We start from the raw sequence: 21,276 nt of genomic DNA, 5'->3' as shown, positions 1-21,276 counted from the left end.
AGCTGATTCGTTAAGCAATCATTATTTGATAAGATTACTTTGAAGAATTACCCTTTGTGTAACTTCTTCAAACTTCCCCTATATATTATGTTTTTATAAGGGAGTGTTCTTTAAAAAATAGTTCATTATCAAACTATGCACAGCCTGCTATGAATGACAGTGCAAACTGTGCACATATTGTATTATATTTCTTCTTTTTTCCCCATATGCTTTTCCACAACAGAAGCTATTTCCTGTACATATTTATCGCAAAGTATTTCTGACTCTGCTTCTGCCATGACGCGAACAAGAGGTTCAGTACCCGAAGGTCGAACCAATATACGTCCATTCCCTCCCATATCCGCTTCTACTCTGTCGATAGCCTCTTTAACATAAGGATTGGAGGTAACTTCATATTTATCCGTCACTCGTACATTTACAAGTTTTTGCGGAAATTTCTCCATCTCTCCAGCTAACTCAGATAATGGTTTCCCTGAAGCTTTTATAATATCAACCAGCTGCAGAGCGGTAAGCATACCGTCTCCTGTTTTCACATGATCAAGAAAAATGATATGCCCTGATTGTTCACCGCCAATACTATATCCGCCTTGGCGCATCTCTTCCATTACGTACCGGTCGCCAACTGCTGTCTTTTTTGAAGCTATGCCGAGTCTTTCAAGAGCCTTATATAAACCAAGGTTACTCATAACCGTCGTTACAACCGTATTGTGGGCAAGCATCGCTTCCTGTTTAAGATACTTAGCGCAAATGTACATGATCTTGTCACCATCTACATACTGGCCTTTTTCGTCTACCGCAATCAATCGATCAGCATCTCCGTCAAATGCCAGCCCAACATCTGCACCTTTTTCTTTTACAAAAGCTGCCAGTGCTTCAGGATGTGTAGAACCTACCCCAGCGTTAATATTAATACCATCAGGATTATTACCAATTGTAGAAATGTCAGCATCTAAATCTGCAAATAAATGCGGAGCTAACGAAGATGCAGCACCATGAGCACAGTCAAGCGCAATGTGAAGACCAGAAAAGTCTTCACTAACCGTTTGTTTCAAAAACTGAAGATATTTTTGACCGCCTTCAAAATAATCATTAACAACTCCTATGTTTTTTCCAGTTGGGCGGGGCATTGTATCTTCCTGATCCAATAATGTTTCAATTTCAGCTTCCTGGTCTTCCGAAAGCTTAAATCCATCAGAACCAAAAAATTTAATACCATTATCTTCTACTGGATTATGTGAAGCAGAAATCATTACCCCAGCTTGCGCACTCATTGCCTTTGTAAGATATGACACACCTGGAGTTGATATGACACCTAAACGCATTACTTCTGCTCCCATAGATAATAACCCGGAAATAAGAGCTCCTTCTAACATTTCTCCTGAAATTCTTGTATCCCTTCCAATAAGAATTTTCGGTTGATTGGCTTCTTTGGTTAGGATATACCCCCCGGCACGGCCGAGGCGAAAAGCAAGTTCCGGTGTCAGCTCAGTATTGGCAATACCGCGCACCCCGTCCGTTCCAAAATACTTACCCATACTCCATCTCTCCTTCAGTTCAACAAGATGTACTGGCATGTTCAGAAGTTCCATCTGCTATTAAAAAATCTTCTTTGTAAAATACTCCAAACGTTTCTCTAACGTTTAATCTTCCACTTCTTCTTCAACGATGTCTGTCCCCTCAGTGTCCTCCTCTTGCGACCATTCAACCTCAATTTCATGAACTTCTGGTTCAATGTTGACTTCAGACGGCCCGGAGGTCAAAACAGGCAGTGTTTGCGGGTTCCCTTCTTCCTCTCTATCTTCCCAATCAGCAATTAACGAAATGTCATCTTCATTTATGTTCTCTAAAACAGCAGAAGAGCCGGAAATCGTTACATCTGATACACCTTGTTCAGGATCTTTAATTTCAAAGGAATAATCTTCTGGAATGTTTTCTACATCTATAGGAATCTCTTCAAAAGCAGTTTCTTCTCTCTCTCCAACCTCCACTTCCACTTCAACTGTTTCGGGTTGAAGACGTTCTACTCCTTCAGGATATATCAAATCTACTTCTATTAACCCATCACCTTCTATTTCCGATAAATCTAGAACAGCTTCAACATTACTTATGCCTTCAATATCAGACAACGGACCAAAAATTGTTGTTTCTGTTGGTTCCATATTAAGCGCTTCGATGCTTAGATCATCAGGCAGCGTCCCTTCCCTCGATAAATTTATCGGTACTTTTTTAAAAGGACTAGAGATTGGTACTTCTACTTCTACTGTTTCTGGATTAATGGGTACATCCAGCTCATTTCCATTTTGGTCGTAAGCTACTACCTCAGATTCTGATTCAAGCCGCTCATCTGCTCCTTCCACATCTACAAAAGCTTTCAATGATGCAATTTGATCATGAACAGACGGAGAAGCCTTTACGTCGACTTCAGAAGGAGTAACTTTTGCTCCTCCCAAAGTATAACCTTCTGCTGTTTCATCTTTATTCATCACCTCTGCCTCTACCGGGTACGAAACTGTTTCTAACTGCTGAAGTTCCACACTTACAAAGCGGGGTGTAATAGAAACATCAAGATCAGCAGGAAAGTTACGATATTCCAATCGTACATTATGTACGCCGGCCCCCCGATCTTCAAGATCTACATATACTTCATATGCCGGTCTTGATAATTGAAACAGCAGAATAGAGGTTTGGGGGCCTCTTAGTTCTACATCAACGGTTTCTTCCAGCTCAACATCTTCATAGTTCTCCTCATCGTAGTAAGCATTTACTTCTACATCTTTAATAGTATATGAACTATGATCGTTGTTGTCCGGAAGCACACCTGGCTGATTGCTGATATTATTCATATTTACCATCATATAAAGCATAACCGCAATCAGCAAGGAGACAAATTTGACAAACCAGTGATTATTGAATAATTTATCCATCTTTTTTGCCTCCCCAATGCCATAGCCCCGAGGTATTTTTGGCATCAGCAATTAACTCCCGTTCGAGCATAGCCCGTAACGTTTCTTCATCGAGATTTCTATGTAAATCCCCATTTTTAGTGGCAGAAATGCTTCCAGTTTCTTCTGAAACAATAATCGTTAAACAATCAGTTACTTCACTAATCCCTAAGGCTGCTCTGTGGCGTGTTCCCAGCTCTTTTGAAATAAACGGGTTTTCCGATAAGGGAAGATAACAGGCAGCAGCCGCAATTTCTTGATTTCGTAAAATGACAGCTCCATCATGAAGCGGTGTATTCGGTATAAATGTATTAATCAACAATTCTGATGTCACGGTAGCGTTCATTGGAATGCCTGTTTCTACATAATCATTCATACCGGTTTCCCTTTCAATGGATAACAGTGCACCGATGCGGCGCTTTGCCATATACTTCACTGACTTCATAATGGCTTCTACTGTTTTAACGGTATCTTCTTCTTCTGGTATAGTTGAGCGGCCAAATAGCCGTCCTCTTCCTAATTGTTCAAGAGCACGCCGTAATTCAGGCTGAAAAATAATAATGATTGCTAAAAGACCGTAAGTAACAGCTTGTGACATTATATACTGCAATGTACGCAGCCCAAAAAAGCTGCTCAAAAACCAAACAGCTAAAATAACAGTAATACCCTTTAACAGCTGTACAGCCCGCGTTCCGCGGATAACGGTTATCAGTTTATAAATAACATACGCCACCAGCGTAATGTCTATAACCGTTCCTAACACGCTTAAAAATTGAAAGTCTTCTCCAGGCAACATCGCGCTTCCTCCAATTAGCTCTTGCAAGAAAAAGAAAACAATACACTCATTATAGCATATTTTATTTTCTGCTCGCTTATAGGTCAATTCTATTTATTAGTTCAATCTGATTTATACTATTAGTGATTTCTTAACAGTAGTAAAAAAGATACCTAGGAAATAGTCGGCCTAGGCATCTTCTTTGTTACATGTTACCTTTTGTAAAAATATGTGAAACCTTAAATCTGAATTTTTATTCATTATTTTTTTCTTCTCCAAAAGAAAAAACATCAGAAGTTATGCGCTTCGTGTGATACCATATCCATTCCAATGCCTGATCCACTTCTTCAATTTCTCCAGACACTTTTCCTGCCGATGCCAAGTACTGATCACCGTTAATGACAGTAAGGTCACCTGTAATTTCTCCTTCGACTTCTACACGCCCGTTTTTAACAAAGAGGTCCCCTTCAACGATTTCTCCTTCTGGTACAACGACCATTCCATTATCACGGTCGATTTCAACATCTTGACTTCCAATCACAGTAAGTTCTTCACCTGATTGATCCACCCAAACAGATAAAACGCTGGAAGTCATTAGAAAAACAAATAATGATGCAGCTACCAGGATAGGATGCTGTCTCATCCATTTTTTCCAATTTTTTCTTTTCTTTTTTACTGGAAGTCTCTCCATCACAGCTTCAGTAAAACCTTCTGGCGCTTCAATATGGGAGGAGCTTTGCACAAGCATAACTGCTTTCTTTAATTCTTTATAATGGGCTGCACACTCCTCACATGCATCTAAGTGATTGTGGAACTCCGTACGTTCTGAATCAATCATTTCCCCATCCAAGTATTTGTGCAGTTGGGTTTCGTACTCTTTATTGCAAGCCATTTTTAATTCCTCCCCCCTTACGCATCCTTAAGCCGTTTGCGCAAGGCTTCCCGGCCTCGATGTATGTGTGTCTTAACGGTATTAGCCGGAAGATCTAGTATTTCACTAATTTGTTTTATAGGCAAACCTTCTATGTATCGTAATATAATAGCCGATCGATACTTTGGCGGCAAGTAAGAAATTTCTCTTTGCACCCATTGCTGCATTTCCATCGTAACTACCTGTTCCTCAGGAAGCTTCTCTGAAGCTGCTACTTGCGAATATCCAGTCAGGCCCTCGGTTCCTTGCAGTTCGGCGTCTAATGAATAATCGGGCTTTTTTTTCCGCAGGCGGTCAATGCATAAATTTGTTGTAATGCGAAATAACCAAGTAGAAAACTTTCTCTTTTCATCGTAGCTTTCTAAATTCGCATATGCTCTTAAAAAGGATTCTTGTGCCATATCCTGTGCTTCATAGCTGTTTCCTGTCATCCGGTATGCAATTTGAAAAACTTTATCTTTATATAAATCTACTAATTCTGCAAATGCATCCTGGTCCTCTTCTTTTTTAATTGCTCTTATCAGCCGTTTAACTACCGCATCCATATCTAGACCTCCACCCAATTGCGGGTATCTTTCTTACGTATTTTCCACTTTATTCGTTTCATTTTTAAAAAATTTCTTTGATTATTTCGCTGTTATTTGTTCATGCAAAAATGAACAACCCATTGACCGAGTCGTTCATATTTTATTAATAAATTCAATCAAACGATTGATTTACATTTTTTTCTATGATAATAATTGTAACATGAACATTCATTCATTAGGATGAGGAATTTACAATTCTGTGAAACTAACATTAATTTTGTTTTCAAATCTTTGAAATTAGGTAAAAATAAAATTAAACATCATCCATTCGGGGGTGAAAGATAGTGTCTGAGCAGTCTTTGCTGCATGAAATTGAAACTAAACGAGAAAAACTGAATAGCATCGCATGGAATAAACCTCTATTTTCTGATGAAGTCGTTCGTTTAAGCAAAGAACTTGATCAACTTTTAAATAAATATGACAGTACATTATCTGCAACTAAAGCTCAATAAGTTTAGATGAAAAAAGGGTCTGACTTTTATTTAGAGTCAGACCCTTCCTGCTAATAGGAAAAAAACATACATAGAGCCCTATATGCATATGAAGGTGAGAATAAGATATGAAACGATTACCATTTGCTGGAAATCGAGTGATCAAAACAGGTGTAGCTATTTTAATCACCGCATGGATTTGCCAATTATTAACTTGGCCGCCAGTTTTTGCTGTGATCACTGCTATTGTTACTTTAGAACCTACTGTTTCCGATTCTATCAAAAAAGGAATCATACGTTTACCAGCTTCGGCTCTCGGTTCGTTTTATGCAGTTTTGTTTATTTATTTCTTTGATCATTCTCCACTAACTTATGCACTTGCCGCCGTATTTACTATTGCTACTTGTGTTAGACTGAAACTGCATGCCGGCCTGCTAGTTGCTACTCTTACTGCTGTAGCTATGGTAGAAGTTCTTCACGACAATTACTTTATCTCTTTTTTAATAAGGCTTGGAACAACTACGATCGGCTTATTAGTATCCACTGCCGTTAATATGTTTATTTTACCTCCAGATTACACGCAGGATATTATTCAAAATATTAATAAAATGGCTCAACATACAGGAACTGCTATTGATAAGGTTTTTAAAAAAGCTCTAGAAAAAGATCAAAAGGACGTCAGCAGCCAAAAAGAGTTATTGGATCAATTAGATAAAAAGCTGCATAAAACAGAAACATTGGTACGCTTTCAAAAAGAAGAATCAAAATTTCATCCTCTGGCTGGTAATGAAAGAGATTTGTTCCACCTTGCCCAGTATCAATTAGTACGGCTTCGTTTAATTCGTTACCACATGGGCAATTTACTTAATACACCTTTAGAAACCATTTCCTGGTCAGCTGAAGAGAGAACGGTGATTATGAAAGCGGTTCGTCATTTAGCCGAAAGCATGAAAAGCGATTCTTATTACGATCAGCCAATTCATCACAAACAAGTACGTCACTTAATGGAATTGTTTTGGGAAGAAAATGAGGAAATTACCAAAAATAATAATCAGCATCCCACCCATTTCCCGCCAGAACTAATTGTTCTATATGAATTGCTATCGATTTACGAACAAGTCGAAGAATTTTACGGGAATATGCGTTAGGCCCTTAAGACTTGGCACTCCACCGAGTCTTAAGGCATAAACTGTCTTTCACCCTTAACATCTTGCCTCATCTGAGCACAAAAAAACCACAGTTTCCGCACTGTGATTCAAATATTAACTATTAATGGTGGAGCCTAGCGGGATCGAACCGCTGACCTCCTGCGTGCAAGGCAGGCGCTCTCCCAGCTGAGCTAAGGCCCCAATATGTATATATGGAATGGAGCGGGTGATGGGAATCGAACCCACGACATCAGCTTGGAAGGCTGAGGTTTTACCACTAAACTACACCCGCATAATGGAGCGGAAGACGGGATTCGAACCCGCGACCCCTACCTTGGCAAGGTAGTGTTCTACCACTGAACTACTTCCGCGTCCGAAAAGGTTATATTATGTAATTATTTTACGGTTAATGGTGAGCCATGGAGGATTCGAACCTCCGACCCTCTGATTAAAAGTCAGATGCTCTGCCAACTGAGCTAATGGCTCTTATTATTAGTTTTACGCTACTTCATTATTGTTGTCTTATGGTAATGAAGCGTTCTTTATTTTTGTCCAGCACTTCGTGAAGATCAAAAATAAACATGATTGATGATCATTCAATGATGCTTTGTGCTCGTGCGTCATGTTCGCATCACTGCTCCTCGCAAACCTACAGGGATGTTATTCATTGAGGTTTACGGTTCGCTAATCCTCGTAAAACTCGTTAAGTAAGCAGCTAAAGAATATTGTACAATAGTTTGTCCTATATTACAAATTTTAAATAAATGGTGGAGGGGGACGGACTCGAACCGCCGAACCCAGAGGGAGCAGATTTACAGTCTGCCGCGTTTGGCCAACTTCGCTACCCCTCCAATTAAGTAAGGCACCGTTCTATTTAAACAAACCATTGGATTTTTGTCAACGGTTTTCTGTATGTAAAATGAAAAATAATGGTGACCCGTAGGGGATTCGAACCCCTGTTACCGCCGTGAAAGGGCGGTGTCTTAACCACTTGACCAACGGGCCGCATTTACAAGAAAAAGCTCCCTCTCTTGCTGACATATGATATTATATCTTAATGCATTAAATTGTTGCAAGGTTTTTTTTTAATTTTTTTAGAAGTTATTTTTAATACATCTATTGCACTACATAAGAAAGGTCGTTTGTCCTGAAATGAATATCCTTCCCTTCTCTAAGAAATTGCAAGCACCTGAAAAAGGAATACCGGTTAAGATTAAGGAAGTCTACTAAAAACGCCCAAACAAGGAAACGCTGATGCAACCAATGCCTTAAGAGGCAAAGTCTTTTGGCGACAAACCAAAAGAACCTTCTGCATCGTTTGTGAACGTTCTATCCTGGTCGTAAAAGCCCTCACATCGCGTAAAAATACGTTCTGTCCGTTGATTTTCCTCGTTTTCTTTACTTTTTACCAAAAATAAAAGTGCAATAAAGAAACCGCCCCTTTCGTTCGGACGGTTTCTTTATTAAATACTATGCATTTGGTTTATTCGACTTAGATCCACCTTTTACTCCTTCTGCGCTTTGCAGAGAGAAAAGGTTAGAGTCAATCGAGAATGTCAGCTTATCTCGTTCGCGCTTTCGTTTTAAAGCAAGCTGAATAAGCTGGTGAGTTAATTGTGTATAGTTTTTGCCTGCTGGATCCCATAGATAAAAAGACAAGGAACCAGGAATCGTATTAATTTCATTCACGTAAACCTTATTTTCCGTTTGATCAATTAAAAAGTCAATACGAGAAACTCCACTGCAGCCAAGAATTTGAAACGTGTCTTTTGCGAGTTCCTGAACTTCTGTCGTACTCTTATCGTCAAGAGGGGCAGGAATCACACGATCTGTGCTCTCCATTCCTTTTGCTGCATCTGCTCCTTTTCCACCGCCTTGATATTTATCCTGATAACTTAATATTTCCTCCGATTTCAATACTTCTTCAATCACAGAAGCTTCCACTTCTTCATAATCCCCAAGAACCGAGCAGTTTACTTCTTTCATATCTTGAACCATATATTCTACTAAAATTTTCGACGCAAAGGACATTGCTTCTTCGACTGCTTCTTCAAGTTCCTCACGAGTTTGGGCTTTATTAATCCCAACACTAGAACCCAAATTTGCAGGTTTTACAATGACTGGAAAACCGAGACGTTCTTCGATCATAGTTATAATATCTTCACTATCGTCTGTCCAATGACTGCTGTGAAACCAAACATAATCTAAAACAGGAAGTTTAGAATCTCTAAGTATTTGCTTCATCATCACTTTATCCATGCCGGCGGCAGATGACATTACGTCACAGCCAACATAAGGAAGGTCGTATAACTCAAAAAGGCCCTGCAAAACCCCATCCTCACCAAATGTTCCGTGAACAATTGGAAAAGCCACATCGATCTCTGCAACAGAACGCTTACCGAACTTAGGAACCGGATCTTTCTGCAATATTACGTTTCCGTTATCCGATTTAGTTATCGAGACTTTTTGAGCGTTTTGCAAAAGCTGCTTTAAATCTTTATATGCTTCAATGTCAAGGAGCTCTTCCCCGGTGTACCAGTTTCTATCTTTGCTGATGTAAACAGGAACTGCCTCATATTGGTTGTCATCCATTGCTTTGATTGCTTGAAGAGCAGAGATAACGGACACCTCATGCTCGACCGAAACTCCGCCAAAAACTACACCCACTCTGGTTTTCATTACGGTTTTCCCTCTCTTCCTCACTCATTAAAAGTATCCGGTAAATCATTTTCCAACAGTACCACCGATTTTTTTACGGCCGCTTGGTTCATTTTATCCAACGCATCCTGAAGATTAGCCGCAACATAATATTGGTCTTCAGGGTATCCTTTTTCAACCAAACCATCCTGTAATGGACGAGTTTGTTTTTTCCCAACTAGTATGACAAAGTCACATACTTCTGCCGCATATTCAGCAAATGCTTTATTTAATTCGTATTCTTTTTCCCCTAGCTCTATCATTCCAGGTGTAACTAAAATTTTGTGTTCAGGCATTTGTCCTAGTACTTCAAGAGCCATGCGCGACCCCACAGGGTTGGAATTAAAACTGTCATCAATAATGGTTATGTTTCCAGAAGTTTTTTTCAGTTCAAGTCGATGCTCTACTGGCTGAACATTCTTAATCGCCCGTGCTATCTTTTCTAGAGGTATCCCTTTTTCCGACCCGATAGCAATAGCTGCTAAAATATTATAGATGTTATGACGTCCCAGCAGCTTGGTTTGGATCTGCACAGTACTGCCGTCGTATTTGTATACCATAAACTCTGAACCTTTTGAGGAATAACGGATGTCTGCTGCACGATAATGAAGGTCAACCGCTTCAATCCCGTAAAAAATTGTCCGGCATTTGTTGCGCTGCTCATAGGACATGATGTTTTTATCATCTTTGTTTAGAAAAGCCGTCCCTTCATGCGGAAGGGTCTCTATCAATTCAAACTTTGTCTTTTTAATGTTTTCTAACGTCTTAAATGTTTCTAAATGCTGTTCACCAATAGCGGTAAGGATCCCATATTTTTGATGAACGAGTTCGCATATTTCTTGAATATCATTCTCTTGTTTTGCTCCCATTTCAGCAATAAAGATGTCATGATACGGTTTAAGCATAGAACGGATGGTTCTAGTAACTCCCATTTTCGTATTATAGCTTTCTGGTGTCATTAACACGTTGAACTGAGAAGACAGAACGGTTTCTAAAATATGTTTTGTACTTGTTTTACCATAACTGCCTGTTATCCCGATTACTTCAAGATTAGGCATGGATTTAATAATTCTTTCAGCGTCATGAAAGTAGTATTGATTAATTTGATTTTCAATCGGCCAGTTTAATACATTAGCTGCCATCGTGTAAAAGTATGTCAGCATGGTTGCTGCAATGGTTAAAAGAACGAACCAAAAAAGGGAACCATCTTCTCCTGTTCCTAGCAGCAATCCGACACCTGCTGTGATTACGTACAGGATAGCAGTTGTAATAAACAAACGTTTCACTCTTGCTGTTATAACAAGCTTCTTTTTTTCCTGCTCTTCTTTCACTGCAAACGCCATTGCCCCGAAAATAACTGCTCCCAAAAGCAGTGCCCAAACAGAGCTTCCGAACAAAAATGGGAGCAGCGCTAGTGCCAGGAAGTAGTTGCGAGCAGGAAATACCCGGCTTGAATTGGAAGTCATCCAGCGCCAAAACCGTTCGTTTCGGTAAGAATTTAATTGAAGCATATGCGCACTTTTCTTGATCAGCCTGGCTGTATAATAGCTCCAGGCAGCTAAAAAGAATATGATTAAAACAGCTATCATGAACTTTGCCCCTCCTTATCCTTTTGAAGGAAAGATTCGAGCACGATCAGAAATTGATTTAGTTTATCCAAATAGGCATAGTGACCAGCCTTTTCTAAGATAACAAGACCCGCATCAGGAATCATTTCCTCCATCAATTTTCCATCTGCTAGAGGAGTCGCTTCATCATTTTCCCCCCACACAAGCAGCGTTGGAACTTTAATATGAGGAAGATGGTGGCGTAAATCTTCATTTACTACCCTTACCATTGTCTGCTGCATCGTACCCGAGACATTTTTATAATCTGCTGAACCTAATTTCCCTTTAACTTTTGTTAAAATCTCTTCTTCGTACCTATTAATAATTGGCAGCTTCAACAGTTTTTTAAAAGCTTTATAGGTATATACTTTTACGTAATATTTCAACTTTCGTTTTGGTTTAATCCCGGCACTGTCCACTAACACCACTTTTCGAACAGTGTGCGAAGAAGCATATTTTATAGAGACTCTGCCTCCAAACGAATGTCCAACAAGAATGGGTTGATCAATTTCTAATTTGCTCAGAAACTTTCCAAGCATTTCTGTATAATCCCCTACCGTCCAAGGTTCGGGTGGTTCTTCACTTTCCCCAAATCCCGGAAAGTCAATCGTCCATACTTTAAAATGTTTTTCTAACGATTGATGAACAGGGGCAAAAGCTTGAATATTAGCGCCCCATCCATGCAAAAGCACCACGCTTGCTCCTTCTCCGGAGACATGGTAATTTACCTTCACCCCGTCTATATCGATGTTCACAACATTAACGCTCCTATTCTTTTAAAGCTTCTTATGTAGTATTAAATGAAAAATAGATGTTTTTGTACACAATAATACCACTATATCTTATCATATCAGAAAGTAAACGAGAATTGTCTCTTTTGTCCTGTTTCGTGAATCGATAAACGTTCATTAAATGCTCACCCCTTTTTATTTTCACACCTTTCAGTTTGTGATATATTTCACATAAGGACTCTATTTTATTGTAAGCAAAACACGGGTAGTATATATATACTGCATTCGTGAAGGGAGAATGCCTAATGTTTATGGAATATGATCCAGCAGTGTACAGCAGGATATTAACAGGACTTACACTCGGTTTTCACATTATATTTGCTACAATCGGCGTCGGCATACCTTTAATGATTGCACTAGCAGAATGGATGGGAATTCGTAAAAATGACCCGCACTACCGTCTTCTTGCCCGCCGGTGGGCCAGAGGATTTGTCGTGACTGTAGCAGTAGGCGTAGTGACAGGTACAGCAATTGGGCTGCAGTTAAGTTTACTATGGCCTAACTTTATGCAGCTTGCCGGTCAGACGATTTCGCTGCCATTGTTTATGGAAGTCTTTGCATTTTTCTTTGAAGCTATCTTTTTAGGGATCTACTTATATACTTGGGACCGGTTCAAAAGCAGAATGAAACACTTTTTGTTGATTATTCCTGTCGTCATTGGCGCATCTTTTTCCGCTTTTTTTATAACGACGGTTAATTCCTTTATGAACGCACCGCAAGGCTTTGAACTGGTGAATGGTGTAATTACAGACATTGATCCGATTGCAGCCATGTTTAATCCGGCTACCCCGACAAAGACAGCTCACGTCATTATCACTTGTTACTTAACTTCTGCTTTTGTTCTTGGCATGATTGGGGCATTTAAGATCTTAAAAGGCGATAGACATGTTTACCATAAAAAAGCTCTTCATTTAACAATGATGTCTGCCTTTGTGTTTTCAATTGCTACCGTGGTTATTGGCGACCTTTCCGGAAAATACTTGGCTGAGTACCAGCCGGAAAAATTAGCAGCAGCTGAATGGCATTTTGAGACAGAAGAAGAAGCCCCGCTTGTTCTCGGAGGTTATTTAGAAAATGACGGAGAGATTAAGTATGCAATGGAAATCCCATATGCATTAAGTATTCTTGCACATGGCACTCCTGGAGCAGAAGTAATTGGGCTGGACCAATTTCCAGATGAAGATACCCCGCCTCTTATCGTTCATTATTTTTTCGATGGGATGGTTTTCATAGGAATGTATCTTGCCTTTGTCTCGATGATATACCTGCTCCTAAGCTGGAAAAAGCAGCAGCTTATGCATAGTAAGGTTCTTTTGTGGAGCATTGTTGCCGGTGGACCGCTTTCCATATTAGCGATTGAACTTGGCTGGGTGTTTGCTGAAATCGGGCGTCAGCCTTGGATTCTATATGGGATTATGCGTACTCCTGAAGGGGCAACGACATCTGATCACGTGGATGCTATGCTTTATCTGTTTATCGGCCTTTATGCCATCCTCGGTTTGTCTTGCTCCATTGTTCTTAAGAAAATGTTTAATAACAACCCAGCTGCACATGAACTGGAGCAAAGAGGAGTAGAAGATCGAGGTGAGCGGACATGAGTTATGAAATTATTGGGATCAGCGTCTTATGGTTTTTCTTATATGGCTACTTGATTGTTGCATCGGTTGATTTCGGCGCTGGTTTCTTTCACTTTTACAACAAGGTCTCCCATAAAAATTATCAAGTGAACAAATTGATACAACGCTATCTTTCACCAGTTTGGGAAGTTACAAATGTCTTTTTAGTTTTCTTTTTTGTCGGGATCATTGGTTTCTTCCCAGACACTGCTTATTATTACGGAACCGCACTGTTGGTTCCAGGAAGTATTTCGATCGTTCTTATTGCCATCCGCGGTTCGTATTATGCCTTTAACACGTATGGTTCAAAAGACAGCAAAATCTATTCTTTTCTTTATGGAATGAGCGGGCTGTTGATCCCCGCGTCTTTTACGATTGTGCTGACGATTTCCGAAGGAAGCTATCTTGATATTTCAAATGGTAATGTCACTTTAATGCTTGGAGAGCTTTTAACAAGCGGTTATTCTTGGAGTGTTGTTTTTTTAGCGATTGTCAGTGTTTTGTTTATTTCTGCTTCTTTTTTAACTTATTATGCTTATAAAGCAGGTGATGCTGCATCTTATTGGCTTTTCCGGCGGTATACACTGTTTTGGTCGATCCCAACAATACTCGCAAGCGTGTTAATTTTCTTTGCAATACGTCATCACAACCCTGAACATTTTAGCAGTATGCTTGATATCAGCTGGATGTTTATTTTATCCTTGTTGTTTTTTCTGGCAGCTATGTTTTTCATTTATAAAAAAAGGCACCTAGGTACAGCTTTTATTCTAGTCATGCTGCAATTTTTCAGTGCTTGGTTCGGTTATGGGGCCTCTCACCTTCCATATTTGTTATATCCTCATCTCACCATTTATGATGGCTTTGTAAATGAAACGATGGCTATAGCATTAATTATGGCTTTTTTTGCCGGACTGCTTTTACTGATACCTTCCCTTTACCTGTTAATGCGGTTGTTTTTGTTTGATGCGGACTACATTCAGGGGAATAAATAAAAAGGAGCTGTTAAAAATGTTTGACCTTGATTATATATTGATTATGATTGCTCCTCATTTAGTACTTGGTGCGGCTGTTCTAGGGGTTTTCCTATGGGGCGGCCGGCGAAAAGATTATTTTGAAAATAAATCAGCTGACGATTAGAAAAACTTGGCTTTCCGCCGAATCCTTATGGCGGAAGTCGTAGTTTTGCTTATGCTTTGATCCTTTAGCAAATTTAAACTTCCCTAAGTATTAAGAAAAAAAGCAGTACGTCCTTTGGAGTGAAGGACTGCTGCTTTTTTTACATAAATACATTCTTCCTTTCCTTTTTGCTGTATTTACAGGTTTGTTTATTTGGAGAACGATCAAAGCAAATGAACCTTTTATCCGTCCTGACATTTTAAAAAACAAGTATTACACAGTCACCATACTTACTAGTTTTCTGGGTACAAGTGTATTGTTTGGACTTCTTTTTGTAATTCCTATTATGTTGAGACAATTATATGATATGAGCACTTTAGGGATTGGTATGGTGCTGTTCCCAGGAGCCATTATTGCTGGTTTTCTTGGCAGATTGGGCGGAGAACTCGTCGAACGCCGTGGTGGTGAATTTGTGGTTATTCTATCTTTATGCTTATTAGGCGGCGGGTCATTTCTCATCTCCACCTTTGCCGGGTATGCGCCTTGGGTAGTTGCTCTTGCTCTTCTCGTCACTTATATTGGATTTCCGCTTATCCAAAGTTCCACCGCAAACATTTTATCTTCTATTCTTTCCCTGCGAGAAACAGGGGTTGGAATCGGGATTTTTAACTTGTTGAATTTTATGGCTGGAGCTGTCAGCAGCGCGGTATTTGGGGCTGTTCTAGAATTTAAAAATGTGTCACTTACTTTAAATCCCTTATCAAAACATGGTGATAATATCATTTTTTCCAATCTTTATATATGCTTAGTTTTGGTAGCTGTAGCAGCTCTCACGTTGTTTCTATTCACCTTTAAAAATCGTCCCCAAACGTTACACCAGGCAGCATCAAAGCCTAAACCTTCTGAAGTTCATTAATATGTACTATCTCACAAGCATCTTAGGATGAAATACACAATCCTGCTCCAACTAGGTTCAAATATTACAGGAACGGATGTGTTATTCGATCAGATCCTGCTACAACTAAGCCCAGTCCCCAGCTGATTAATGAGGCTGCCATCATGAACATATTGTTAGTCGTCGTTATTTTCATTACTTTGCCTTTTATTATGAAACTCATTCACCCAAAGAAACCAGAACAAAGAATACAAGTAGATCCCGAACTATTAAAAGAAACCACTGTACAAGTAGATGAAACACCTTCTAACCAATTGAGCCCTAATGACAAACTTGATAGAAGCAGAGGAATTGTCCTGCTTGGGGGATTATTTGGGCTTTTCTATTTAGGAAATCACTTTATAACAAACGGATTTACACTAGACCTTAACACGGTAAACTTCATGTTTCTAACAGCAGCATTACTGCTCTATGGAAATGTAAGAGAATTAGGTAATGGGTTAATGAAAGCTTCAAGCAGTATTGGGCAGTTTGCTTTACAGTATCCTTTTTACGCATTTGGCAATTACTTGAATTTACAGCTCAAATTATTACGACGTTTGTGATGAGTTATGCACTGGCTATGACAAAACCAGTAAATAGCTAGTTTCGAAATAAAATTGTTTTTTTCTTCCATTCTAGTTTCAGATTCAAACTTTTTTGCAGGTTCATTTGTTTCACCTTCTTTGTATTATTTTGCTGTCCAGCCGCCATCTACATAAAGAATTTGTCCCGTTACATAACTAGCTGCTTCAGAGGCAAGAAAAACAACTGGTCCTTCTAAATCTTTCAGCTCCCCCACTCTTTTCATCATGGTTTTATCAACAATTTCATTGAATCGTTTCTCATCAGAGAGCCAACCTTGTGTCATCGGTGTTTTTATATAAGCAGGTGCAATCGCATTCACATTTATTCCTTCTAAAGACAGTTCATCTGCCCAAACTTTCGTCAGTTGGTTAATGCCTCCTTTGCTTGCTGCATAACTTGTTTGAAAACTTCCTCCTACTCTGCCGAAAATGGAGGAGATATTAATTATTTTTCCGCTTTTTTGTGTTATCATTTGATGAGCAGCAGCTTGTCCAGTCAGAAAAATCCCTTTTAAGTTTGTATCAAGAACATTATTCCAATCGTCTTCTTCAATATCGATAAGTTTCTTTCTAATATTTCTACCGGCGTTGTTTACAAGAATATCTAATGAGCCAAACTCGCGGACCGTGAAATCTATAAGGTCGTTTACATTATTCTTATCTGTCACATCTGTCTGCTTTTGCTTTACAGTTGCTCCAAAAGAACGAATATCTTCTGCTGCTTTCTGAAGGTCTTCTTCACCCCTGCTAGCTATTACTATATTTGCTCCTGCCTTTCCAAGTGCTTTAGCCATACCAAGTCCTATTCCTTTACTTCCTCCTGTTATTAAAGCCGTTTTACCTGTAAGATTAAAAATTGGTAAGCTCATAGATTATCCCTCTACGATTTTAAATATTCAGATAATACTGTTTCTTTAACCATGCATTTGAACAAGCTTGTCTTTCAAAACTTTTCCTCCTGGATTTCGAGGCAGTTCTTGAACAAAGTCCACGTATTGAGGTACTTTATAATCTGCAATTCTTTCTTTTAAAAACCCCTTGATTTCTTCTTCATTTGGCTTCACATTGTCTCTTATTACTACATACGCTTTTACCTGCTCCCCAAATAATTTATCTGGAATTCCTACAATAGCTGATTCTAATAGAGAAGGATGACCGTATAAGACTTTCCACCTCAGCAGAAAATATTTTTTCTCCACCTCTATTAATCATGTCTTTCTTTCTATCCATAATGTAAACAAAATCATCTTCATCTTTATAAGCCATGTCTCCAGACTTCCAATACCCGTGTTCAAATGACTTCTTATCTTCTTCTTGATTTTTCCAATAACCTTGAACGACCATAGGGTCCTTTTATCCAAAGCTCACCAACTTCTCCGTCACTAAGGTCTTCCCCAGCTTCAACTACTATTTTTTGGCAGCCCAGCCTTTATAACATTGATATATGCCAGCACGGGCCAGACTCCTTAGGTAAGCCGGAAGGATATTTAAAAAGACCGATTGAAGGCTGGCTGAAACGCTATGAACGGTCTATCGTGGAGGGAAATGACACCGTACAAGAAATCATTCCATGGCTGCTCGCAAATATTCCATCTCATTCAGAGCACTCTATTGTGCACAATGATTTTAAGCTAAACAATATGATGTTTGCTAAGGATAACCCAGAAAAAGCTGTCGGCGTATTTGACTGGGAATTATGTACTGTAGGTGATCCACTTTCAGATTTTGCAGGAACGCTGGCATATTGGACAGAACGTGGTGACGCAGAAACAGGTCTCATATCTCTCGCAGAAAAAGAAGGGTTTTATTCACGCCGTGATGCAGCAGAAGCTTATGCAAAAAAAACCGGCCGGAATATAGATAATATACATTATTATGTTTGCTTTGCCTTTTTTAAAATTGCAGTTACTTTGCAGCAGATTTATTACCGCTGGCACAAAGGAGAAATATCGGATGCTAGATTTTCAAGATTAGGAATTGGGATCAGTAACTTACTAAATCAAGCCGTTAGGGCTAAAAATAAAGAGATCATCTAATGCCTGCTATTTTTTAATGTAATGATTAGAAAAACTGGCTTGCCGCCGAGCCCTATGGTGGAAAACGTCGTTTTACTTATACTTGATCCTTTACCAAAGTTAAACATTTCTAAAGTACAAGAAAAATATAACCAATCAAATTATTCCACATAGCGCAGGAAGAAAGGACTGTCTCTTAAGCTTCCTAGAGACAGTCCCTTTTTTACTCATCAACACCATAATACTCTTCTAGTGTTTGATCCTTTTCATACATCGTCTCAGCAGCTTCCTTCCCTACATAACGAAGGTGCCACGGTTCATATTGAAAACCAGTAATGTCTGTTTTATCTTCTGGATAGCGAATAATAAACCCAAATCTATGGGCATTGTCTTTGAGCCATTGACCTTCTGGTGTCTCGCCAAATTCATCAGTCAAGGCAAGATCAGCGGAAGGGGAACTTACATCCATGGCCAATCCGCTTTGGTGCTCACTCTGTCCTGGCTTTGCACTATACTGATTTGCTTCTTTTTCTCCATCTTCCGCTACATTTGCAGCAAAAATAGCTTCCTGACGATCATAGGAACGATAGCCGGATATAGCGTACAATTGGAGACCTTCCTCGCTTGCCTCGTCAAAGAGTTCTTCTAAAGGTTTAACAGCGGGTTCTCGTATTTGTTTTTTAGGATGATCTTCTTCAAACGAAAAAGGTATGTCCGGTACTGTCAGGTCTTCAGGTTCATATCCCTCAGGAAGACGATACTCTCTATTCACGAGAACCTGCTCACTTTCTGGCTCCATAAGTTCCCCTTTTTCATTTAACTGTGGTGCTTCGACCGCTTGTTCATCTGTTTCTTCCTCTTTTTCTCTGCTCTCATTCTCATCCCCTGCTACAGGCTCCGCTTCTTCTTCCTCTGTATTCTCTTTATCCCCGTTAAAGTCCGTATTAGAAGAACAGCCCGTTATGATCAAAGTTGAAGCAACCAAAATTGTAAAATTTTTCATTTATAACATGCCTTCTTTCTAGCGCTGCGTTCTAAGATGAATAATATCAGTACTGAATACTATTATATTTTTCACATAGAAAAAAGGCAAAGGTATCTATTACTATTGTATGATTTATGGAGTCTTCTCTTTCTTTATCATCCAGTAAGCAACAGCCATCGCTGATATTCCTCCTGAAAATTTCCCAAGTAACATCGGAACGATCATATTTTTGTCCACTGCTGCCGTAAATGCTAAGTGTCCTCCTAGAATGAACGCTCCGCTGACAGTAAAAGCAAAGTTCATCACTTTTCCTTCTTCTTTCATTTCTTCAACTAACGCAAACATCGGTATTACATGAGCAAAGGAAGAAACCCACCCTGAAAGAGCAGGTTCATTCATAAAAAAGCGTTCACCTAATCGAAGGCTTTGACCATTCCAGTGATTTTTCACAAATTGAACGAGCGGAAACGCTCCGGCCAAAATGAAAGCAATTGATCCAACAACAAGGATGCCTTCTTCTGATGGATTCATCCCTGGTATAAGGGCCCAACCGGTTAAAGCTTCTATGATAACAATTGCCGTAGCAAAAGTTGTAAATGCCACCACAGCTTTTCCAAACCGCTGAAATCCTCTTACCATTATTGTTGGTTTACGCCATAAACCGATAACAATAAGAATAGAAAACAATATGATTGGTACAAGGTCAGCTAACATATGTCGTAAGGAAAATCCTGCTGCTGCACCTCCAATCAAAAGACCGATTGGAATTGTTGCAATCCCAGCTAGCATTCCTTTTGCCATTGCATTTTGATCTTCTTTATTTATCATGGTCAGGGCTACCGGTATAGTGAAAGTTAATGCAGGTCCTAACATTGTACCGAGCAAAATGCCGGCAAACTTAGCAGATTCTTTTGTTTCTGCCAATTCTTCTGCAAGGGCATATCCTCCCATATCAAGAGCTAGCACACTTGTGGCGAACATTGCCGGATCTGCACCAAGAAATCGGAAGATAGGCACTACTACTGGACGAAGAATTTCCGCCAGGACAGGAGCAAGAGAAATCATGCCGATCATAACTACGGCAATCGGTCCAATCGAGGCAAATCCTCTTTCAAATGCTTCCCCGTATCCATATCGATTTCCCAATACTTTATCCACTGCACCGATTACCATAAAAACGGCAAGGAACCATAGTATTATCTCTTGTAGTTCCGGCATAGTTATAACCCTTCTTTTTTAGCTGTTCTTCTTTTCTTCTTTTCTCATTTGCTGAAGATTTTCTTGATGCATTTCTCCGAGATATCGTGAAAAAGAAAAGCTGTCAACAAATGCCTGCAGAACATCATAGCTTCCTGTTTCACTTACTTCTTTTCGCAAAGCTTCAATGTACCATCTGGAATCTTCAAGTCTGTCCTTCATTTCCTTTATATCCGTCGTTGCTTTTCCATGTCCAGGAATGAGCAATCCTATCTCTTTTTCTCCAATGATCTTTTCAGCCTTATCAAGCGTTCTGCTATACGCTTCACTATTATGGTGTATAAATGGAAATTCTATATCACTTAAATAATCACCGGCAATGAAAACATTTAAATTGTTTATAACAGCAAATACTCCATCAGCTTGGTGCCCCGGAGCCAAATAAAAGGTGACAGATGTTTCTCCTATATCTATGGTTTGTTCATCATAATCAATAATGATATCGACTTTTGGGTAATCAATCAGGTAAGGACGTTGTATATAATATTGGTCGTCAAAATCTTTTATTTCCTGAATTGTTTCCTTTTTTCCAGACCTTACCGCAAAACCTCTCGAAGCAATCGTAACTGCCTCTGGGAAAGCATTATATCCAATAATATGATCGAAATCGGAGTGAGTAAAAAGCAAATATTTGCGCTGGCCGCTATCTCTTTCATTTACATGTTTTTGTATCGCTTGAATTTCTTCCGGAAGCCAAGTGGGGTCAACTATTATTATGACATCTTTTGTTACTGCAACTGTTGAAGTCGTTTGGTGCAATGCGCTTTCAAAGATAGTAACGGAATGATCTTCGTATTGAACAGACATTCTACCACCCTTTCTGCAAACATGGTGACTCTACTTGTAATATTCTAGAA

Annotated in this window: 21 protein-coding genes and 6 tRNA genes; 8 read left to right on the top strand and 19 right to left on the bottom strand. The window is 39.4% G+C overall.

Annotated elements, in window-relative coordinates; genetic code table 11:
* Positions 1-182: 182 nt before the first annotated feature.
* The 5 genes from glmM to sigW form a co-directional block, all read right to left on the bottom strand.
* Positions 183-1,535 carry a phosphoglucosamine mutase gene (gene glmM / locus CEF16_RS17160; RefSeq protein WP_091588031.1) on the bottom strand — a complete coding sequence of 451 codons (1,353 nt, stop codon included), beginning with the start codon at positions 1,533-1,535 and terminating at the stop codon, positions 183-185.
* A 105-nt stretch (positions 1,536-1,640) separates the two neighbouring features.
* Complete coding sequence (locus tag CEF16_RS17155; protein ID WP_170032031.1) at positions 1,641-2,924, bottom strand: CdaR family protein; 1,284 nt, start codon at positions 2,922-2,924, stop codon at positions 1,641-1,643.
* Entirely contained in the window at positions 2,917-3,738 is an 822-nt protein-coding gene (cdaA, locus tag CEF16_RS17150) for a diadenylate cyclase CdaA (RefSeq protein ID WP_091588035.1), read from the bottom strand. The genes CEF16_RS17155 and cdaA overlap by 8 nt, the downstream gene beginning before the upstream one ends.
* Before the next feature lie 232 nt (positions 3,739-3,970).
* The gene (locus tag CEF16_RS17145; RefSeq protein ID WP_091588036.1) at positions 3,971-4,609 is read right to left on the bottom strand and encodes an anti-sigma factor family protein; all 639 of its coding nucleotides are present in this window, start codon (positions 4,607-4,609) and stop codon (positions 3,971-3,973) included.
* A gap of 17 nt (positions 4,610-4,626) precedes the next feature.
* The gene (gene sigW, locus CEF16_RS17140) at positions 4,627-5,193 is read right to left on the bottom strand and encodes an RNA polymerase sigma factor SigW (RefSeq protein WP_091588038.1); all 567 of its coding nucleotides are present in this window, start codon (positions 5,191-5,193) and stop codon (positions 4,627-4,629) included.
* Between the two features lie 326 nt (positions 5,194-5,519).
* Here sigW and CEF16_RS17135 point away from each other — a divergent pair, with 326 nt between their 5' ends.
* Positions 5,520-5,687, top strand: coding sequence for an aspartyl-phosphate phosphatase Spo0E family protein (locus CEF16_RS17135; protein ID WP_102776566.1), 168 nt, complete (start codon positions 5,520-5,522; stop codon positions 5,685-5,687).
* Between the two features lie 107 nt (positions 5,688-5,794).
* Entirely contained in the window at positions 5,795-6,814 is a 1,020-nt protein-coding gene (locus tag CEF16_RS17130) for an aromatic acid exporter family protein (protein ID WP_091588041.1), read from the top strand.
* A 125-nt stretch (positions 6,815-6,939) separates the two neighbouring features.
* Here CEF16_RS17130 and CEF16_RS17125 read toward each other — a convergent pair.
* The 9 genes from CEF16_RS17125 to CEF16_RS17085 form a co-directional block, all read right to left on the bottom strand.
* Positions 6,940-7,015: transfer RNA gene (locus tag CEF16_RS17125), tRNA-Ala, on the bottom strand.
* A gap of 17 nt (positions 7,016-7,032) precedes the next feature.
* Positions 7,033-7,106: transfer RNA gene (locus tag CEF16_RS17120), tRNA-Gly, on the bottom strand.
* Between the two features lie 4 nt (positions 7,107-7,110).
* Positions 7,111-7,185 (bottom strand) — tRNA-Gly (locus CEF16_RS17115).
* Positions 7,186-7,224: 39 nt separating this feature from the next.
* Positions 7,225-7,300: transfer RNA gene (locus CEF16_RS17110), tRNA-Lys, on the bottom strand.
* Positions 7,301-7,579: 279 nt separating this feature from the next.
* Positions 7,580-7,665 (bottom strand) — tRNA-Tyr (locus CEF16_RS17105).
* Between the two features lie 79 nt (positions 7,666-7,744).
* Positions 7,745-7,819: transfer RNA gene (locus CEF16_RS17100), tRNA-Glu, on the bottom strand.
* A gap of 465 nt (positions 7,820-8,284) precedes the next feature.
* Positions 8,285-9,493, bottom strand: coding sequence for a D-alanine--D-alanine ligase family protein (locus CEF16_RS17095; protein WP_091588043.1), 1,209 nt, complete (start codon positions 9,491-9,493; stop codon positions 8,285-8,287).
* A 20-nt stretch (positions 9,494-9,513) separates the two neighbouring features.
* A complete protein-coding gene (locus CEF16_RS17090) occupies positions 9,514-11,100 on the bottom strand; it encodes a UDP-N-acetylmuramoyl-tripeptide--D-alanyl-D-alanine ligase (RefSeq protein ID WP_091588045.1) in 1,587 nt (528 codons plus the stop codon).
* Positions 11,097-11,873, bottom strand: coding sequence for an alpha/beta fold hydrolase (locus CEF16_RS17085; protein WP_091588047.1), 777 nt, complete (start codon positions 11,871-11,873; stop codon positions 11,097-11,099). The genes CEF16_RS17090 and CEF16_RS17085 overlap by 4 nt, the downstream gene beginning before the upstream one ends.
* A gap of 281 nt (positions 11,874-12,154) precedes the next feature.
* Here CEF16_RS17085 and CEF16_RS17080 point away from each other — a divergent pair, with 281 nt between their 5' ends.
* From CEF16_RS17080 to CEF16_RS17065, 5 genes are all read left to right on the top strand, one after another.
* Positions 12,155-13,507 (top strand): cytochrome ubiquinol oxidase subunit I, encoded by a 1,353-nt coding sequence (locus tag CEF16_RS17080; RefSeq protein WP_425427997.1) that lies wholly within the window; start codon positions 12,155-12,157, stop codon positions 13,505-13,507.
* Positions 13,504-14,517, top strand: coding sequence for a cytochrome d ubiquinol oxidase subunit II (locus CEF16_RS17075; protein ID WP_091588048.1), 1,014 nt, complete (start codon positions 13,504-13,506; stop codon positions 14,515-14,517). The genes CEF16_RS17080 and CEF16_RS17075 overlap by 4 nt, the downstream gene beginning before the upstream one ends.
* A 16-nt stretch (positions 14,518-14,533) precedes the next feature.
* Complete coding sequence (gene cydS, locus CEF16_RS24940; RefSeq protein WP_281259183.1) at positions 14,534-14,662, top strand: cytochrome bd oxidase small subunit CydS family protein; 129 nt, start codon at positions 14,534-14,536, stop codon at positions 14,660-14,662.
* A gap of 184 nt (positions 14,663-14,846) precedes the next feature.
* On the top strand, positions 14,847-15,557 hold the full coding sequence (locus tag CEF16_RS17070; RefSeq protein WP_170032028.1) for an MFS transporter: 711 nt from the start codon (positions 14,847-14,849) through the stop codon (positions 15,555-15,557).
* Between the two features lie 143 nt (positions 15,558-15,700).
* Positions 15,701-16,141 carry a TIGR00366 family protein gene (locus CEF16_RS17065; protein WP_091588052.1) on the top strand — a complete coding sequence of 147 codons (441 nt, stop codon included), beginning with the start codon at positions 15,701-15,703 and terminating at the stop codon, positions 16,139-16,141.
* Positions 16,142-16,266: 125 nt separating this feature from the next.
* On the opposite strand, the gene CEF16_RS17060 is transcribed toward CEF16_RS17065, so the two are convergent.
* Positions 16,267-17,031: an SDR family NAD(P)-dependent oxidoreductase gene (locus tag CEF16_RS17060; protein WP_091588054.1), complete on the bottom strand. Its 765-nt coding sequence runs from the start codon at positions 17,029-17,031 to the stop codon at positions 16,267-16,269.
* A gap of 45 nt (positions 17,032-17,076) precedes the next feature.
* Positions 17,077-17,361, bottom strand: a complete 285-nt coding sequence (locus CEF16_RS17055; RefSeq protein WP_245917906.1) for an AMP-binding enzyme — start codon at positions 17,359-17,361, stop codon at positions 17,077-17,079.
* 156 nt (positions 17,362-17,517) lie between these two features.
* Here CEF16_RS17055 and CEF16_RS17050 point away from each other — a divergent pair, with 156 nt between their 5' ends.
* Positions 17,518-18,198, top strand: a complete 681-nt coding sequence (locus CEF16_RS17050; protein WP_091588055.1) for a phosphotransferase — start codon at positions 17,518-17,520, stop codon at positions 18,196-18,198.
* A 202-nt stretch (positions 18,199-18,400) separates the two neighbouring features.
* On the opposite strand, the gene CEF16_RS17045 is transcribed toward CEF16_RS17050, so the two are convergent.
* The 3 genes from CEF16_RS17045 to CEF16_RS17035 all read right to left on the bottom strand — a co-directional run bounded on the left by CEF16_RS17045 (position 18,401) and on the right by CEF16_RS17035 (position 21,226).
* Positions 18,401-19,180, bottom strand: coding sequence for a M15 family metallopeptidase (locus tag CEF16_RS17045; protein ID WP_091588057.1), 780 nt, complete (start codon positions 19,178-19,180; stop codon positions 18,401-18,403).
* A 114-nt stretch (positions 19,181-19,294) separates the two neighbouring features.
* Positions 19,295-20,380, bottom strand: coding sequence for an ethanolamine utilization protein EutH (gene eutH / locus CEF16_RS17040; protein WP_091588059.1), 1,086 nt, complete (start codon positions 20,378-20,380; stop codon positions 19,295-19,297).
* 18 nt (positions 20,381-20,398) lie between these two features.
* Positions 20,399-21,226, bottom strand: coding sequence for an MBL fold metallo-hydrolase (locus CEF16_RS17035; protein ID WP_091588061.1), 828 nt, complete (start codon positions 21,224-21,226; stop codon positions 20,399-20,401).
* Between the last annotated feature and the right edge of the window lie 50 nt (positions 21,227-21,276).

The sequence above is a fragment of the Alteribacillus bidgolensis genome (genome assembly GCF_002886255.1).
Classification (GTDB): domain Bacteria; phylum Bacillota; class Bacilli; order Bacillales; family Marinococcaceae; genus Alteribacillus; species Alteribacillus bidgolensis.
This window is presented reverse-complemented; position numbering and strand designations above follow the sequence as displayed.

Coding starts and splice junctions, on each gene's coding strand:
- CEF16_RS17130 (WP_091588041.1), top strand. CDS start 5,795: ATGAAACGATTACCATTTGCTGGAAATCGAGTGATCAAAACAGGTGTA.
- CEF16_RS17035 (WP_091588061.1), bottom strand. CDS start 21,226: ATGTCTGTTCAATACGAAGATCATTCCGTTACTATCTTTGAAAGCGCA.
- cydS (WP_281259183.1), top strand. CDS start 14,534: ATGTTTGACCTTGATTATATATTGATTATGATTGCTCCTCATTTAGTA.
- CEF16_RS17045 (WP_091588057.1), bottom strand. CDS start 19,180: ATGAAAAATTTTACAATTTTGGTTGCTTCAACTTTGATCATAACGGGC.
- CEF16_RS17060 (WP_091588054.1), bottom strand. CDS start 17,031: ATGAGCTTACCAATTTTTAATCTTACAGGTAAAACGGCTTTAATAACA.
- CEF16_RS17090 (WP_091588045.1), bottom strand. CDS start 11,100: ATGATAGCTGTTTTAATCATATTCTTTTTAGCTGCCTGGAGCTATTAT.
- CEF16_RS17155 (WP_170032031.1), bottom strand. CDS start 2,924: ATGGATAAATTATTCAATAATCACTGGTTTGTCAAATTTGTCTCCTTG.
- CEF16_RS17065 (WP_091588052.1), top strand. CDS start 15,701: ATGAACATATTGTTAGTCGTCGTTATTTTCATTACTTTGCCTTTTATT.
- sigW (WP_091588038.1), bottom strand. CDS start 5,193: ATGGATGCGGTAGTTAAACGGCTGATAAGAGCAATTAAAAAAGAAGAG.
- eutH (WP_091588059.1), bottom strand. CDS start 20,380: ATGCCGGAACTACAAGAGATAATACTATGGTTCCTTGCCGTTTTTATG.
- CEF16_RS17075 (WP_091588048.1), top strand. CDS start 13,504: ATGAGTTATGAAATTATTGGGATCAGCGTCTTATGGTTTTTCTTATAT.
- CEF16_RS17080 (WP_425427997.1), top strand. CDS start 12,155: ATGTTTATGGAATATGATCCAGCAGTGTACAGCAGGATATTAACAGGA.
- CEF16_RS17145 (WP_091588036.1), bottom strand. CDS start 4,609: ATGGCTTGCAATAAAGAGTACGAAACCCAACTGCACAAATACTTGGAT.
- cdaA (WP_091588035.1), bottom strand. CDS start 3,738: ATGTTGCCTGGAGAAGACTTTCAATTTTTAAGCGTGTTAGGAACGGTT.
- CEF16_RS17095 (WP_091588043.1), bottom strand. CDS start 9,493: ATGAAAACCAGAGTGGGTGTAGTTTTTGGCGGAGTTTCGGTCGAGCAT.
- glmM (WP_091588031.1), bottom strand. CDS start 1,535: ATGGGTAAGTATTTTGGAACGGACGGGGTGCGCGGTATTGCCAATACT.